The sequence below is a fragment of the Mesorhizobium sp. M0514 genome (genome assembly GCF_040321145.1).
Classification (GTDB): domain Bacteria; phylum Pseudomonadota; class Alphaproteobacteria; order Rhizobiales; family Rhizobiaceae; genus Mesorhizobium.
This window is the reverse complement of the sequence record NZ_JAMYQZ010000014.1, coordinates 14,361-30,026: the sequence shown is the minus strand read 5'-3', so window position 1 is coordinate 30,026 and position 15,666 is coordinate 14,361. Positions and strand designations below refer to the sequence as shown.

The window sequence follows — 15,666 nt, the reverse complement described above, 5'->3', positions numbered from 1 at the left end:
TCCCTCCGTTCAGCGTTGGCGGAGGTCGGTAAGCGCGATCGCCGACCGGTTGCCACCCTCGGATGCAAGCTCGCAGGCTGCGACGCGGCCCGGCGCGTAACCGCTTATAAAACTGTCGGCCGCCAGCATCAGAACAAGTGCCGCACTAGCGGCTCCAATGTCGCCGACCGTCATCGCAGGGTAGGCTGTCGGGAATATCTCGCGGTGCGTGCGGTAGAAGCGCGAGCGACCGACCAGTTGTTCGAGCCCGCTGTACCGTTCCCCGTTTCCATTGCTGACAAGGAACTCGATATCGGGTTCCTTGGGTCCGGACCCGCTGAAGGCAGCAAGCAGCGAAGCCACCATCGCACGGCCTTGACTCTGGCGTTCGGAAAGAACGCTGTCGATCTCTTGAGCCAGGCCCGCCCCGCAAATCATTGCAGCCGGCCCGCTCCCCGGCGCTCGCGTCAGGCGCACGAAGACAGCGCCCTCGCCAGGGACTGCCCCTTGAGCATTGTTTTCGGATTTCAGACGATTGGCTCGCATCAAGCGCGCAATGTCGGTCCCGTTGACGAGGCTGTCCACACCACCCAGCAGCACCTGCGCGACGGTCCCGGATTCTAGCATGTCGCCGGCATAGTCGAGCAGTCCGGCGCTGGCTGCGGCACCGCCGTCAAATACGCGCGAGCCGGCATTGAAGCGCAGGCCGCATCGCTCGAAAATGGCATTCAAAAGGCGCCCCCGCTCGACCTCTTCATACGCCGGATGGTCGCGGAAACTCTCCGGCAGCGCGAGCAGAACAGCGGTGTGGTCCGGCGTTGCCTTGTTGTCGAGCATCGCCTCCTTGAGAGCGCGGGCGCCCATGCTGGCGAGCCATACCCCGTCATTGCGTCGCAGGCCCGCCTTGGCTGGAATGCGTGCCACGATCTGTGTGGTGGGAAACGGCTCTGAAAGAGGCACCTCCTGAAATGCTGACAGGTTGGCGCGAATGGCTGAGATGGTCTGGCGCGCGTTCAATCCAGCAGGCGTGACGGCGCCACCAACCGAGATGTAGAGCGGCCGCTTCACGGCTGCCACGCCGAGCGATCGCGCAGGGCCCCGTCGCCGCCGAGAAGATTGAGATAGAGTTTTCGCTTGCGGCGCGCATTGATCCAAACAGGAGAAATGTGGCCGAAGGCGATTTCCCGCAGCGCCGGCACGTTGCGCCGGATTACCACTGCCAAACGAGCCTTAAGGGTCACGCGCTTCAAGTCAGGCTCGATGAGCACGGTGTCAGGCTTGAACGCGTTTTCTTCTACACGATCGTCATAAATGAGCCGAAGCGGGGCCGTGATGCGCGGCAGGCGGAAATCCCATCTGCCCGAAGCCGTCATGCCGATCACCGTGATATCCTCGCCGTTGCCGATGCCGGCCATCTGCTGATCGGCTGGGGCGCACATATAATGCCGCGTGTCGAAGTCTTTGGGAGCGAGCGGCCATTGGGATTCGAGCCAAGCCTTGTCGTAGGTTCCGGCGAAAGCCAGGCGCGGTTGCCAGCCCCGGCCAATCGTCCCGAATCCCGCCGGCCTCAGGGATTCCCCAGGTCGGGCTTGCGCTTCGCCCGGATACATGACGTTGGGCGCCTCGGTTCTGACCGCAGGATCTGCAGACCGGGCGTTATGGTACCCCACGCCGACTGGATTGCGCTGGTCCGTGCGCAAGTCTTCCAAAGTGCCGCCATAGGTGCGTTCATAGACGATCGGCATGGTCCGGAAAGGCGCCGGTGCGCTGTAGCCGCCGGAGTCGTAGATCCGGTCCCCGACGACCTGCAATACCTTGCGGATCGAGTTACCGACACGCAGGCCAACCTGCATCTCGCGTACCGGCCTTCCATCCGGCGCGTGCGCGACGCCATTCACGATCACCTCGGCGCCAGGCTTGACGGGCGCGATGTCCGCTTCGTAGCGGGTCGATGAAAGGGCCGGATCGCCAAAAGGCTCATCGCCAAAGATCACCGGCACCTGTTCGGCCGCTGGCTGGAATTCCTTTCCTTCATCCGTCGCCGTGAAACTTGCCGACAGCATGACAATCAGAGTTTCTTGGCCGTCAGCATTCAATTGGACGTGCGTCGCGGCGGCGAAGGGTGTCCTGTTTTCCAGCCAGACATCGAAGGCCATCGTTCAGCACCACCGGCCGTTTTCATCAAGCCCGATCGGCCAATAGGGCATGGCCGTCAGCAGTTCTACATATTCCTTGTTGCCTTCATCGACGACCCATTGCAGCAGGAACACCTCAGGCGCGAGGCGGTCGGCCGCGGGCAGCGTTTCCCCCACCGCAACGCATCGCAGCCAGTATTCCCGCACGAGCCACACCACCGCCGGATGATTCGCCGGGCCGGCCGCTGCATCATCCAGCTGGGCCGTGATCGCTTGATTGACGGTCAGGCCGCCATCGACCAGTTCGTCGAGGCCAGCTTCCCAGATCTCGGAAGCCACCTCGAACGTCTCCTGCAAGTCAGCGAGGTAGGCCTTGAACAGGGACATATAGGCAGCAGAGGCCTCGCGGCGCGAAAGGCGGATTCCATGATCGGGACCGACAACGTCCTGGGGTGCGTTGAGAAGCCGGTTCAGGCCGAGTTCGACACTATGATCAATCCGCATTGCCATCTTCTTCTAGCCTCAGCACATTTCGAGAGATGGATCCTCGCCGATCGGGACATAGACGAAGTACTTGAAGTACTTGAATAGTTCCGTGTCGTATTCGGACATCATTTCGACCAGCAGCAGATTGGGCGGCACGGGACCGCTGGCGTCCGCTTCGTCGCCATCCTCACCCCAGTTCGATTCATCGTCCTCGTCGTCATCATCGGTCTGTCGGGCGTACCGTTCAAGGTTCAGGCCGTGAACCTTGAAGTAGTGCTTGCGGTAGATCGCCAGAATCCGTGGATGGGCCACCAGCCCGGCGGGCCAATGCAGATTGGCTATGTTCTCACCGGAGGCGTTCAGGCGCTGCTGCAGTGCGCCCCACCATTCCTCGATCGCCGGCATGACGGCGTGGAGCTCTGCGGTCCACGCATCGATTATCGCCGTATAGTCAGCGTCGAGATCGGCAAAACCCGTTGCACTCATCGCCTAGATCCCCCGAGCGTTCATGAACTTCCTAATCGCCTTGTTGTCCACCTTCGACTGCCGGCCCGGCTGGCTGTTGCTGTGGCTGGAGCAATGCGGCCTGACGTAAAGCGCTTTCATCGCATCCTTGAAGCCTTGTGGGACGATCTCTATATTGCATCCACCCGCGTACCACGCTGCCTTCTGCGTCGGCTGGTGATCGGCGATCAGCGGGGCTTCCTTCCCCGAAATTTGCCGGTTGACCTTCGCCTCCAGTCGCTTGATCGCGGTCTTGTTCTTGCCGGTCGTGCGTTTCTTCAACCTGTCAAGGTTACGTTTGCATTCCCAGCATGGCCGGTTCTGAACCTTGGCTTTCTGCGGGCCTGTTGGCTGGGTGTAATGATCGTCGTAGCAATAATCGGTCGTGCATTTCTTCTTCTCTTTCACCAGAAGAGCATTGCGGAAGTTGACCAAGGCGGCGGTATCGATGGTGTTCGGGAGTGGACTTGCCGTGTTCTGCTCCATGGTGTCGCCATGGCGGCAGACACCCTTACCCTCCACCTTGACGACGAACGACCAGAGCTTGAACACTCCCTTGCCCTTGATCTTGTGCGTTATGACCCCCGCGCCGAGGCCTTGGGTGGCCGGCTCGTTGCCGGTGCTGGTCGCAACCTCCGACGAGCTTTCGAGCGCGGTCGGATTGCCTTCGATCTTGACGCTCTTACTGCCTTTGGTGAGATCGCTGGAAGACAGCATGTTGACGTATGGAACCGGAACCGGGCCTGCCGGCGGGGAAGGCGGGCTCAAGCACACATCTCCCGGCGCCACGCCCTTGCCGCCGCTTCCTTTGTGGAAGAAGCCCATGCCTTCAGCAAAGACTGTGCTGCCCATCAGAGCTATTCCGTCTCAGGGCGCGGGGCGCGCATTTTCGGCAGGGCGTTGGCCGCCAGGTCGTGAATATCCGAGAACGCGAACTCATGCACCGACCAGTCGTCGAGCCAGAAGCCAATCCGGTTCGGATCGCCATGGCTGTTGCTGGGCGCGGCAAGGTTGGCCAAGCCTTCGGCTATCCAGGACTGCGTCCTCTGCAATTCGACCGCTTCATCAACGATTGACGCAACGCCGTCGAACCATGCATCGTCAGGTGCCGGTGTAGCCCCAATCCCGATGATCGCGAACGGATAGCGGCGTCCCACGCGGTCCTCGCTCATGCGCCATGCGCCGGCACAGGGCCGGTCGCCGAAAATGCCGCTCTTGACGATGAAGCGCCAAACACGCGAATCCAATTCCCCCTCGTCGGGCCTCTCACGCAACTCCATCGACATCCAGCGGTCCCAGCGGTCGATGAAGGTCCGCGGCAGGTTTACGGCGACGAAATCTCCGGTCGCCGGAATCTTGCCGAAGAAGCCGGTGTTCATATCTGCGGCGGACATGAGAATTTCTTGAACATCTGGAGGTTGTAGGGATTTTCCACGCTCGCCGCCTTGAGCTTGAAATCGGCGTACATGCCTTTCGTCCCCAGCCGCAGGCTGTAGACATCGGACAGCGACGTCCCGGTGAAGCGGCCGCCGCGCAGCATCCTCAGCCACGCCCAGCTTCCCGTCTCGTTGAGCATGATTTCGGGCGAGCCGTCGATCGGCTGGAAGGCGAGCGAGATGACGCCGGTGCCGTCCTTGCCGGGCCAGGTCATCGGTTGCGGTCGCGTCGCATTGTTGAAATAGACCAGGTTCTGGCCATCGAGGTTGAGCGTGACGCGGGTCACGTTGGGCGACAGGTCGGTCGGCTCGAGCGTGAAGGCCATCACCGGGCCCTGACCGCCGGGAAAGAGATCGTCGCGGATGCGCCGCGCCTGCTCGAAGGCGGCGAGCGCCGATGGGTCGAGGCCGAAATCGGCACGCCATTTCCAAGGCTGCGCCGAGGTGTCGACATAGCCGATCAGATGGTCGTTGATGAAGCCGTCGATCATCCCTGCCGGTCCGAACAGGCGGGCGAAGTCGCGCACGTTGACGTCGACGGCACTGTCGGGGCTGAACGGATAGCGGTCGTTGAGCGCGGCCTGGCAGAAGGGCAGGATGTCGGCGCGCCAGATGGCGTTGAGCTCGGAAGCGACGGCCTTCTGCGTCAACCCGCTGGTGTCGCCGGCAATGCCGCTCAGCCAGGTGTTCACGGGGTCGGGCAGGATCTGTGCCTGGCGGGCGACGGCGCCGGTCAGTTCGGCCAGCCCGCCCTGTTTCTTGATCGCGTCCTGCGGGTCGGGATTGGCGGTCACCGTCTGCAGCACATTGGACAGCGCCGTCAGCGCAACGACCGCGGCATCGAGCGCCGGCGGCTGGCCGTCGACCTCGGCAATCGTGCTCTTGAGCGGCTTGAAGTGTTCGGCCACCAGCGTGCCGGTCAGGTCGACTTCGCTGGCCGATCCTGCGCGCGGCAGCAGCTTGGCGCCAGTCTTGACGATCTTGCCCAGTTTGCCGAGCTTGCCCAGCAGTTTCGAGCCGCCCTTCGCCGCCGCCTTGTCGTCACCGGCCGGCGCGTCGTCCGAGCGGGTGAGGTCGACCTCCTGGACCACCGCCGTCAACAGCCGCTTCAACGCGGAATCGGCACTGGAAAGGTCTTTCAGATTCTCGCTGGCAATGTTGAGGTCGCTGAGCGGCGCCAGCCGCATGTCGCGCAAAAAACTGTCCCACTGCGCGATATAGTCGTCATAGTAGAGCTTCAGGATATCTTCCGACAGCGCCGACACCGACGTCTCGGAATTTTCCGAGCAGCCGCCGGCAAACACGGCGCGGTCGAGTGCCGCCTGGGCGGCGACATCCTCGACCCGGTCGAGGATCGCATCGTGGAAGCCGTCATAGGTGAAGGCGCCTGATATGCCGACGCGCAGCGTCTTGTCGGAGCGTCGCGAAAACACCTTGGCGCCGTTCGGCCCGGCGAAATTGGCGGGGATCCATTCCTTCAATCCGGCCACCGCCGGATCGGCCAGCAATTGCTTGTAGGCCCGCGCCGGCAGCGAGATCGTGCAGACCGTTTTCAGCGCTTCGGCGACCAGCGCCTGGTCGGGCGCGATGTAGCTGTCGTCGACCGCCATGCGCCGGATCGCGGCCAACTGGTGTTCTTCCGCATCGGCGGTCGGGAAGGGCGCGGCCGGCGCGAATTCGGGCAGGTCGTTCACCCACCAATTCTCGACGAAGTCGGAGTCCATCTGAGACAGGCCGGTCATCATGCGGTAGGTCTTGAGTGCGCCCAGCATGAAGTCCGGATCGCGGATCTGCCGCCACATGGTTGCTTCCAGCAGCGCCACCATCCGCGGCTCCAGCACGTTGCGCAGAGCGTGGTCATAGGTGTCGGTCTGCGCCCGCATCATCTCGGCCGAAGCCGATGGTCCGAGCAGGTCCTGTGCCTTGTTCGGAGGCGCAGTCCTGGCATTGGCGACTTCGTCCATGGCGTTGAGGGCAACGTCCATTGCCGGCTGCAGCACCGAGGCGGGCGTCGCGGCGGTCGACGTCAGCGGCGCCTGCAGCGCTTCGAACTGGCCGGCTTGCGCGGCGATGGCGTTGCGATTGTCGTAGTAGGACCAGGTGAACAGGCCACCGGCGAGTATGGCCGCAGCCGCGCTGGCAGCGGCGGCACCGCGCCAGATCCAGCTGCGGCGGCGCTGCGCCAGCGGATCGAAGGTGCCGAGCCCGGCCTCCTTGAAGATCACCTCGGTCAAAAGGTTCTTGAGGAAGAAGCTGCGCTTCTCGAAGCGCTGCGCCGGCATCGTGCGTCGTGCCGGCAGCCCGAAGGAGGAGGCGAGCGCCGCGGTCAGCCGGTCGATTGGCGCGCCTTCCTGGGTGGCCGAGGTCAGATAGAGGCCGCGCAGCCAGGCTGCCTCCTCGTAGCGGCTCTCGCCGAACATCGCCTCGACCAGCACCTGGATCGGCTCGGACAGGCTTTGCAGCTGTGCGGGAAAGCGGAAGATCTCGGCCCGTTCGGCCAGCTTGTCCTCGTCTTCCAGCCGCGGCACCAGTCGCTTTTCCAGCTCCCTCGACAGCATCGTGATTTCGCCCGCGATCGTCTTGGCGTCGACGCGCGCGTCGAGTGGGAAGGTCGTCCCCCACACCTGTTCGCGCGCCTGTGTCGACAGGCCGCCGAAGAAGGCCTCGAAGCCTCTGATCAGATCGGCCTTGGTCAGCATGAGATAGACCGGCAAGCGGATTTCCAGCCGCTCCTCGAGCTCGGCCAGGCGCCTGCGGATCTTGCGGCCATGCGCCTTGACGGCTTCGTCGCCCTCGGACAGCGCGTCGATCCCAAGCGCAACGATGACGCCGTTCAGCGCACGACGGCCACGATGCTTCTTCAACAGATCGAGGAAACCCAGCCATTCCACGGCGTCGACATCGGGCTGGCTTTCCTGCTGGACATAGCGCCCGGCGGTGTCGATCATCACTGCGTTTTCGGAGAAGAACCAGTCGCAGTTGCGGGTACCGCCGATGCCCTGCAGATCGTCGGTGAGGTCGATCGGAAAGTTGAGGCCGGATTGGCGCAAGGCCGTCGTCTTGCCGGTCGCCGGGGGGCCGACGATCACATACCACGGCATCTCGCGCAGGAACTTGCGGCCGCCGAGCTTGCGGCGCTTCAACTCGACCATGACGTCCTGGAACTTGGCGCCGACCGCGGCGACGTTTTCCTCGCCCGGGCTGAGCCGCTTTTCCTCGACCGGGGCGGAAATCTCGGCGACGAACATGCGGTTGGCGCGGATCGCGCGGCGCTGCGCGACGATCAGCCAGATCAGCCAGAAGATCACCAGAAGAGCGATGATGACGATGCGCACCGTCTCCGACGCCATCGGCACATAGTCGCCGACCCGTACGATCGGGCCGAATACCCAGATGATCAGCGACAGCAGGGCCAGGCCGATCAGCGTCCACAGGAAACGCGAAGTCAGGACCGCCCAGAGGAAGCGCAGGATGAACATGTCACAGCCTCTTTTCGACCAGCACTTCGACGCGGCGGTTCAAGGCCCGGCCTTCGCGTGTGCCGTCGTCGGCCACCGGATCGGTGGCGGCCCGGCCTTCGGAGCGCACGCGCTCCTTCGGCACGCCGTTCTGAATCAGGATATCGGCAATTTCCGCGGCGCGGGCTTCCGACAGCCGCTGGTTGGTGGACAGTGGGTTGGTCTTTTGCAAGGGAACGCCGTCGGTGTGGCCGACCACGGTGATATCGCCGATCAGTTCCTGGTTCTCGAGGATCACCTTGGCGACCGAGGCGATGAGCGGATCGAAGCCGTCTGTCAGCTGCGCGCGCGACGACTGGAAGAGTTCGGGATTGGAGGCCTGGATGACCAGCCGCGCCAGCGACACGCTCTCCGTGCCGCTCAGCGCTCTCTTGAGCTCGTCCGGCGCCGCGGCCTGGAATTCCGGCAGCAGCGCGAAATCCACCGCCACCGGCGGCGGCGCGTCGACCTTCGGCGAAGCGCGGGTGACATCCGTACGCGTCGGCGGCGGCAAGGCGCGAACCAGCGCCGAAAGCTCGACCGCCTGGCTGCTCAGGCTCATCGACAGGCCGATATGGATGGCGGTGGCGATCACCGCCGCCGCCGCAACCATCACCCAGATCGGCACGATGAAGCGCTGCGGTTCGTCGGAGGCGATCACGCCCTTCCAGTTGGGCGAAAGCGGTGCGCCTTCGGCGTCGCTGTCGCGCAGGAAACGCGCCGCGGCCACCCGCACCGCATTGAGCGAACGGTCGCCGGAGCGGCCAGGCACGCGATATTTGCCGCGGAAGCCGAGCGCCATGCAATGATACTGCAACTCCAGCATTTCGCGGTCGCGATTGGGATGGCGTTCAAGCTCTTCGAGCCGGGCGAAGAACTGCGCGCCGGCATCGACGTCGCCGCGCAGCATCACCACCAGCGGCTGGCGTGGCCACGCGCTGGCTCCGCCCCACGGCGTATTCAGCGCCAGATCATCGAGCAACGCAGCCACCAGCCACGCGGCCTGGTCGGCGCGCTCGAGCGAGGAGCCCTGCGCCATGGTGGTGTCGCGGCAGCGCACAAGTTCGTCGAGCAGCCTGGTGCGCAGGGCTTCCGGGTTCTCCGGCGGCTGCGCGTTTTCGAGTTCGGGTGCAAATTCCAGCAGCGGCGAGAACGCGTTGACGAGCACGTTCGGATGCGCGCGCGCGGTGCGTTTCGCGGTCACCCCTGACGCCGGCAGCGGCATGGCGCGCGGCGTCGGCGCTCCGCTCAGCCGAATGCGCGTCCGCTCCCGATCCTCGGACAGTCCGAACGGATCGTCCCTGCTCATCATCTCACCTGTTGACCGAGTAGCAGTCGACCTGCGGTTCGCTGGGCAGCACGCCCGAAACGCCGATCACGAAACCGGGCGCTTCGAGCAGCGAGGCCCAGTGCTCGCTTTTCTGGTCGAGTTCGAGGCACAGCCGGTCGCCGTCATAGGGAATTTCGCGCGGTTGCGAATGCAGGGGCTTCAGCGGAATGCCGGGCAGGCGTGATTTCCACAGCCCTTCGAATTCGCTGGCCGAGCCGACGGTCGCCTGGTTGACGAAAATCTTGCGCAAGGCATCCTCCGACAGTTCGGAGCCGATCCGCACCACGATGCGGCTCGCCACCAGAAGTTTCGGGTTGTCGATGCGGATCTTCCACACATTGGTGGCATGGCGCATGACCGGCAGGGCGCGCGATTTCGGCTCGATGTAGCGCAGGCTGAGGATCAGCGAACGCAGCGCATCGGCCAGCGCCGAATAGGCGGGTCCGGGCGCCATGTGGTCGTAGACAGGCAGTTCGCCGAGCCGCCTTGCGCTCGAGCCATAGGTCGCCATCGAGCCGGCTAAGCCAGCCAGCTCCATATAGACCTCGGCTGGATGGAAGACATCCTGCACCAGCATGTGCGCCAGCCGCGGCCGCGCGGCGTTGACCAAATTGAGGATCAGAAGATCCTCGACGCTGCGCCCGGGGCCGCCCAGCACCATCTTGCCATGCGCCTCGGCGATCTGGTCGAGGCCGGTGACCACTTCCTGCAGCAGCCGGCTGTACCAGGACGCCGCGCCGATGACCAAGGTCGGCGGCAGGAAGGTGTCGTCCAGGGCCACGCCGCCATCGGCGCGCACGCCCTTGAGTTCGGCCACCGGCAGCGCTGTGTAACCGCCGACGGCTGTGCCCGGCGCCAGCAACAGTGCCTGCGGCCGCGCGATCTCGATTTCCTCGGGGTCGGACCCGCCATGCACGGCGTCGCGCACCGAGACGATCCGCCCGCGATAGCGAGCGCCGGAGGGCTCGGCATGGGCAGGATCGAAACCGACGCCGCCGGGCGGTTCGAGCGGCAGTGCGATCAGCACTGGCCCTGCGCCCATCTCCGGCGTCACCGCCAGCGGCCGCGGCGCATCCATCGTCTCGGGGATCGCGAACGGCGTCCCGTCGGGAAAGATGCCGCGCGCCGAAAGCACCGAGATCTGGCCGGCATCGAGCAGCGCCTGATCGAGCGTCAGCGTTCGAAAGCCGAACGTATGCAGATGCCCGGCCTGCAAGGCGCCGCGCACCGTCGCTTCGAAGAAGCGGTCCTGTTGCTGGAAATGCTGGGTACGGAGAAACAACCCCTCCGACCACAGCACCCTGTTTGCGTCGCTCATGCCGGCACTCTCTGCTTCCTGCTCATCACCCTGGCGCGGCTTGCGGACTTTTGCCGCCCATGCATGTCGCTCAAAAGTGGTCACGGTTTTGAGAGAACGACATGCATAAAAATAAAGATCTAAAGCGCGTCGCCTGAATCCGTTCAAACGCGACGCGCTTTAGGCGGAAATCCCGCCGCTGCCGAGCTTCACATTGACCGTGAACTTCGATCCCGGCGAAACCGATTTGGTCGTGCGCCAGTTGCGTCCGCCGGGTTCCCTGATCAGCGCGACGAAGCCGAGTGCTGCCACTTCTGGCTCGACCGTGATGGTCTTCGATGCGGTCTTGCCGGGTCCGACGGAAACCGTGTCGGAGCCGATGAGATCGCCGCCAAGTGCCGCGCCGGCACCGCCCTGCAGGGCGAAATAGTCGGCCGAGTTGAAGGCGCCGGTGCTCTTCAGGCGCAAGATCATCACCGTCACCGGCCTGTCGCCGCCGCCCGGTCCCGGGTTCATGCCGGCGCCGCCGGCAAGATTCACTGTGATGACGGATGGTTTCGGCGGGCCGCTCTGGCAAGCCGTCAGCAGTCCCGTAGCCCCGATGGCAAGAATGAATTCGCGTCTGTCGATCATGTCTCAGTCCTCCTCATATGCATCACGAAAATCAGCGCCGATCTCGCCCAGAAAACGCGTCTCGGCGCTGTGAGCGATTTCACGGTGGCGTTTCTGGTACAACTCCCAGAGCTTGGCTCCGCGCCCGCCGGTCAGCAGATTGCCGATCGCCGAACTCGACTTCAGTTCCTGCTCGATCGCCGCCGGATCGAAGCGGTCGATCATGCGCTTGAGCGCGCCTTGCACGCCGCGCCAGGCGCGGACGTGATGCTGCGCCAGATCGCGCACCGCGTCCTTGATCGCCGCCTCGGCGCCGAGGAAACCGGGGCTGCGCTCGGCCAGGATGGTTACCAGCGCATCGTCGACCGAGGGCAGGAATTTGAGCGGGTTGACTTCGGATGCGCCAACCACGGTCTGGGCGACGCGAGCGTTGCCCTTCTCTTCGGCGCGCTTGCGCAAAAGCTGCATCAGCCCTTCCATCATCAGCCGGTACTCGCGGCCGAATTTTTCCATGTCGGCCACCGGATCGCCGCCGGGAAAATCGGCCTCGTCCATGCCCATGCCGCGCAGGAAAGCGGCGCGCAATTCCGCGTCCGACGGTCCGGCTGACGGCCGCGCCGCGGATTGGCGGACAGGAGCGCGTGGTGGCGGTGGAGACGGGGGAGGCGGTGGCTGCGGTGGCGATGGCTCGACCGCGCGGACTGGCAGATCCCAGGGCGCTGCAGAGGGGGCAGGCGAGGGCGCATCGGTTGCACCGCCATCCGTCACGCCGGCGTCGAGGCTGGTGGACCCGGCAGGGCCGAAACCAAACCCGTCATCGTAGGCCGGCAGCTTCTCAGGATTGGATCTGCTCGGCTCTCTCGACCGCGGCGCGGAGTCGAGGCCGAAGGGATCGTCGAACGATGGCTTGGCGCCGTTTCTGTCAGTGGGCTCGGCCACCGGCGTTGCCACAGGGTCGAGGCTGAACGGATCGTCGAACGCCTGCGAGCTGCGTTCATCGGACCGCGCACGCGCGAACGCCCCGGGCACCGGCTTTTCGAATGGATCGGGCAGGTTGGCAGGGCGTGGCCGTCCCGGCTCTTCTTCCGTGGTGGACGAAAAGAAATCGTCGCCGCCGAGGCTGACCGGCGCCCGCGACGCCGCCGGCTTACTGGCAGGCGCTGAAGGCCTGGAGGCCGGCGCCTCGGTCTTCGCCGTCTGCAAATCGACCCACACCACATAGTCGCCCAGTCGCAGTCGCATGCCGCTTTGCAGGCGCGCGGTATTTCCCGCGCCGAGCGGGCTGGCGGCATCGTCGATGAACAACCCACTGCTGGAGGTATCGGTGACGAAATAGCCGCCCTGCTTGCTGGTGATCTTGCAGTGGGCGCGCGAGACGAACATGTCGGGATCGTTGATCTGCCAGTCGGCGTCGGCGCTGCGGCCGATTACCAGCTCGCCCTCGTCCAGCCGCGCCTGCCGCGTGACTTGCGCGCGTGGTCCCTGTTCGAGAGTCAGAAGCAGGCTCATGCCGCCACCTCTTCCCGCCAGCCGACGATGGTCCGCAACCGCATGTCGTCGGCGTCCCCCTTTTCGACCGGTCGCGCCAGCCAGGTGGTGCGGGCAAGCTGGACGGTGCCGAGCTTCGCCGGCGGCACTGCCTTTGCCGCAAGCACGATCCTGAGATCGACATCGATGGTCTCGCCGATCAGGTCGCGCACCGCCTGCTTCAACAGCTTCAGCCGCTCACCGCCCGGCAGGAAGGCCTTGTAATCGATATAGCTGAGCGCGCCGATGCGCAGCTCGATGCGGCTCTGCCGGCTGAAGCTGCGCGGGCCGATGGTGGCGCTGCGGCCGAGCGTGGCATAGCTGCCGGCAAGCCGCGTCTGCAGCGCCTTGGGGATGGTCATCCAGGCCGCGACGAACTCCTTCAGCACCACCGGCACTTTGAAGGCTTCGGCCAGGAACAGCGTCAGTCGCTCGGGACCGTCGACCTGGCTGGCGAGCGAGGCGGCCTGGCGAAGTTTTACTGTATCGAGTTCGGCATCCTGGGTGCCCGGCAGCCCGATGCCGGCCATCGCTTCCAGCATGGAACGGACGCGGCCGCCGACACCGCGTTCGACCTGCACGGCCGGATGCGCATCCGCCCAGGCGCGATAATAAAGCGCGATCATCCGGTGCTGCAGGATGTTGACGAAATCGACGAAGGTCGTGTCGCTCGTTTGCCGCGCCTCGGCGCCTGCATACCAGCGCTGCGAAAGCCGATCGAGCACCCAGCGCGTCAGATGCAGCGGCATCGGCCCTTCAGGCCCGAGCAGGCCGAGATTGTTGACCGTCACCCGCGCCGGCGACTTGTCGGTCGGCTCGCGGAAATCCACCACGTCCTGCACTGCGAAGGACAGCCGCACATTCTGGCCGAGCCTTGCCGGCTCGCGGTCCGGCCGGCCGGAATGGCCGAACAGGCCGCCTTGCCGTTCGAGCCGGCGCAGCAGTTCGAAAAAGTCGAAACTCTCGGACAGGGTTGCGGCTCGCTCTAGATCAGGTAGCGATTGCCGGGCGTCATCGGCCATGGCACATCCTCCTGTTTCTGGAGCAACCGCGTGCGCGTGCGCACGAACCCGTTAATGCCGGCATGGCGGGCAAACAGCCGCGACAGCAGGCCCGACAGCAGCAGAGTGCTCTGTCCCGCCAGCACCGACTGGTCGACATGCAGCGTCACTTCCGTGCCGCGGCCGAAGCACATCGGCCCTTCGATCGCCAGCCTTTCGATCACCGCGCGCGAGTCGATGCGCACGATCGAGCGCACATTGCGGGCGAGCCCGGGGTCGCCGCGCTCGGCATAGAGATCGAGCAGCGCGTGCAGCGGATCGACGCCGCGGCCTTCCTTGGCCAGGCTGAGGAAGTTGAGCGCCAGCTGTGACACCAGCCGCCAGGCCAGGTCGTCGGCGCGCGACTCGCCGTCGGCGCCGGTCGGCAGCGCTGCCGGGATCGCCGGCTGCGGCGAACGCAATGCGCCGAGCAGCCGGACCGTCTCCACAGGGTCGCCGGCTTCCAGCGTCAGGGTCGGCGTGTCGTCGAGGATGGCCAGGTCGCGATTGGTGCAAAGCGCCATGATATCGACGCGCTTGAGCGGCCGGTTGGCCTGACTGTTGACTGGGCGCGACACCGCCAGGAAGACGTCGTCGCCGGCATAGGAGGTCCGCGTCACGCCCTGGCGCCGCTCGTCCTCGGTCGGCCGGCGCGGCCGCCGCTCCGTCGAATAGACCCAGCCGCTGCCGCGATTTTGCCCAAGGCTGAAGAGTTCCGGTATCTCCGCGTCGGGTCCCTCGGCATCGGCGTCTTCGACGCGGATGACGCGGTAGATTTCAAAGTCGCGCGCCCGCGTGCGGTCGGCATGCAGCACCTGGCGTGTCTTGCGCTGGTCGAGCTCGACGATGTTGCACTCGCGCTCGAAGAGATTGATGATCGGGGTGGCGAAGAGATCGAAATCCGCCGGCGTCAGATCGGCGAGTTCGGGCACCGGACGCCGGAACAGGAAGATGATTTCGAGCCCGGCCTGGCATTTGCGCACGACCGGCAGCAAGCCGGTGACGCGCCCATAATGGAAGCGCTCGGGCATCATGAAATATTCGCGCAGCAGGCGGTAGCCTTCGAAGGTCGGCCGCGTGCGCGGCATCAGCGCCTCGGCATCGGCAATGCCGACCATCTCCGGCGGCGGTAGCGGCGACAATGGATTGGTCTTGCCTTCCGGTCGAGCGCCGATACCAGAGCAGACTCCGAAGATGGCGTCGAAGATCAGCGGCGCCTTGGTGCGGTTGGCGAAATAGAAGTCGAGCCGGTCGAGCGCCAGTTCGTCGAGCTTGCCTTTGCCGGTCCGCGCCAGCGTGATGCGAAGTGCCGCTTCGCCGGCCTTGCCGGCGATCGGGCCGATGCCGGCGGCGGCAAGCGCGCTGCGGTCCTGGAAATAGCCGACCGAACTGATCGCGATCGGAAACAGCGTCATGTCCTGCGCGGTGGTGAAGGTGCAGCGTGTCGACAGGCCGGCCTGCAGGCTGGAGACCAGCCGCGTGCCGCGCTTGACGACGTGGCCGGCAAGCATTGTCTGCACCTGCTGGCCGGGCTTCAGCACCACCATGGCGGTTGCCGGCGCCGGCGTGACCAGATCGGGATAAAGCACGTCGAGGATGCTGCGCGAAAACCGCGAGCGCTCGGCATCCACCTTCAGGCGCGTGCGCGCGGCGAGGAAGGCGACGCCGTCGAGCAGCCGCTCGACATAGGGGTCGGGACACGGCACCGTATCCAGCGACAAATTGCGGGCAACCGCCGGATGCATGTCGGCGAACTCCGCCGCCAGCCCGCGTATGTGGGACAGTTCCTCCTCGTAATATTCTACGAAGACCCGGTCCATCTC

Annotated in this window: 13 protein-coding genes; all 13 read right to left on the bottom strand. The window is 65.0% G+C overall.

All coding sequences use genetic code 11. The features are described from left to right. Positions 1-9 precede the first annotated feature (9 nt). Positions 10-1,056: a hypothetical protein gene (locus tag NKI61_RS08620; RefSeq protein ID WP_023815183.1), complete on the bottom strand. Its 1,047-nt coding sequence runs from the start codon at positions 1,054-1,056 to the stop codon at positions 10-12. After that, positions 1,044-2,135, bottom strand: a complete 1,092-nt coding sequence (locus NKI61_RS08615) for a DUF2169 family type VI secretion system accessory protein (RefSeq protein WP_023682622.1) — start codon at positions 2,133-2,135, stop codon at positions 1,044-1,046. Before NKI61_RS08615 ends, NKI61_RS08620 begins: the two co-directional genes overlap by 13 nt. 3 nt (positions 2,136-2,138) lie before the next feature. Further along, entirely contained in the window at positions 2,139-2,618 is a 480-nt protein-coding gene (locus tag NKI61_RS08610) for a hypothetical protein (RefSeq protein WP_352839177.1), read from the bottom strand. 18 nt (positions 2,619-2,636) lie between these two features. After that, positions 2,637-3,086 carry a hypothetical protein gene (locus NKI61_RS08605; RefSeq protein WP_023682620.1) on the bottom strand — a complete coding sequence of 150 codons (450 nt, stop codon included), beginning with the start codon at positions 3,084-3,086 and terminating at the stop codon, positions 2,637-2,639. A 3-nt stretch (positions 3,087-3,089) separates the two neighbouring features. After that, the gene (locus NKI61_RS08600; RefSeq protein WP_023708137.1) at positions 3,090-3,929 is read right to left on the bottom strand and encodes a DUF4150 domain-containing protein; all 840 of its coding nucleotides are present in this window, start codon (positions 3,927-3,929) and stop codon (positions 3,090-3,092) included. Between the two features lie 32 nt (positions 3,930-3,961). Beyond that, positions 3,962-4,483, bottom strand: a complete 522-nt coding sequence (tagF, locus tag NKI61_RS08595) for a type VI secretion system-associated protein TagF (protein WP_023699761.1) — start codon at positions 4,481-4,483, stop codon at positions 3,962-3,964. Further along, positions 4,480-8,019, bottom strand: a complete 3,540-nt coding sequence (gene tssM, locus NKI61_RS08590; RefSeq protein WP_352839176.1) for a type VI secretion system membrane subunit TssM — start codon at positions 8,017-8,019, stop codon at positions 4,480-4,482. Before tssM ends, tagF begins: the two co-directional genes overlap by 4 nt. Position 8,020: 1 nt before the next feature. Then, positions 8,021-9,346, bottom strand: coding sequence for a type IVB secretion system protein IcmH/DotU (icmH, locus tag NKI61_RS08585; RefSeq protein ID WP_352839175.1), 1,326 nt, complete (start codon positions 9,344-9,346; stop codon positions 8,021-8,023). Positions 9,347-9,350: 4 nt separating this feature from the next. Next, complete coding sequence (gene tssK, locus NKI61_RS08580) at positions 9,351-10,685, bottom strand: type VI secretion system baseplate subunit TssK (RefSeq protein ID WP_352787696.1); 1,335 nt, start codon at positions 10,683-10,685, stop codon at positions 9,351-9,353. A 159-nt stretch (positions 10,686-10,844) separates the two neighbouring features. Further along, positions 10,845-11,297 (bottom strand): type VI secretion system lipoprotein TssJ, encoded by a 453-nt coding sequence (tssJ, locus tag NKI61_RS08575; protein WP_023673710.1) that lies wholly within the window; start codon positions 11,295-11,297, stop codon positions 10,845-10,847. Positions 11,298-11,300: 3 nt separating this feature from the next. Continuing rightward, on the bottom strand, positions 11,301-12,785 hold the full coding sequence (tagH, locus tag NKI61_RS08570; RefSeq protein ID WP_352839174.1) for a type VI secretion system-associated FHA domain protein TagH: 1,485 nt from the start codon (positions 12,783-12,785) through the stop codon (positions 11,301-11,303). Further along, entirely contained in the window at positions 12,782-13,825 is a 1,044-nt protein-coding gene (gene tssG, locus NKI61_RS08565; protein ID WP_352747143.1) for a type VI secretion system baseplate subunit TssG, read from the bottom strand. Before tssG ends, tagH begins: the two co-directional genes overlap by 4 nt. Further along, positions 13,789-15,663 carry a type VI secretion system baseplate subunit TssF gene (gene tssF, locus NKI61_RS08560; RefSeq protein WP_352839173.1) on the bottom strand — a complete coding sequence of 625 codons (1,875 nt, stop codon included), beginning with the start codon at positions 15,661-15,663 and terminating at the stop codon, positions 13,789-13,791. The genes tssG and tssF overlap by 37 nt, the downstream gene beginning before the upstream one ends. Positions 15,664-15,666: the final 3 nt, after the last annotated feature.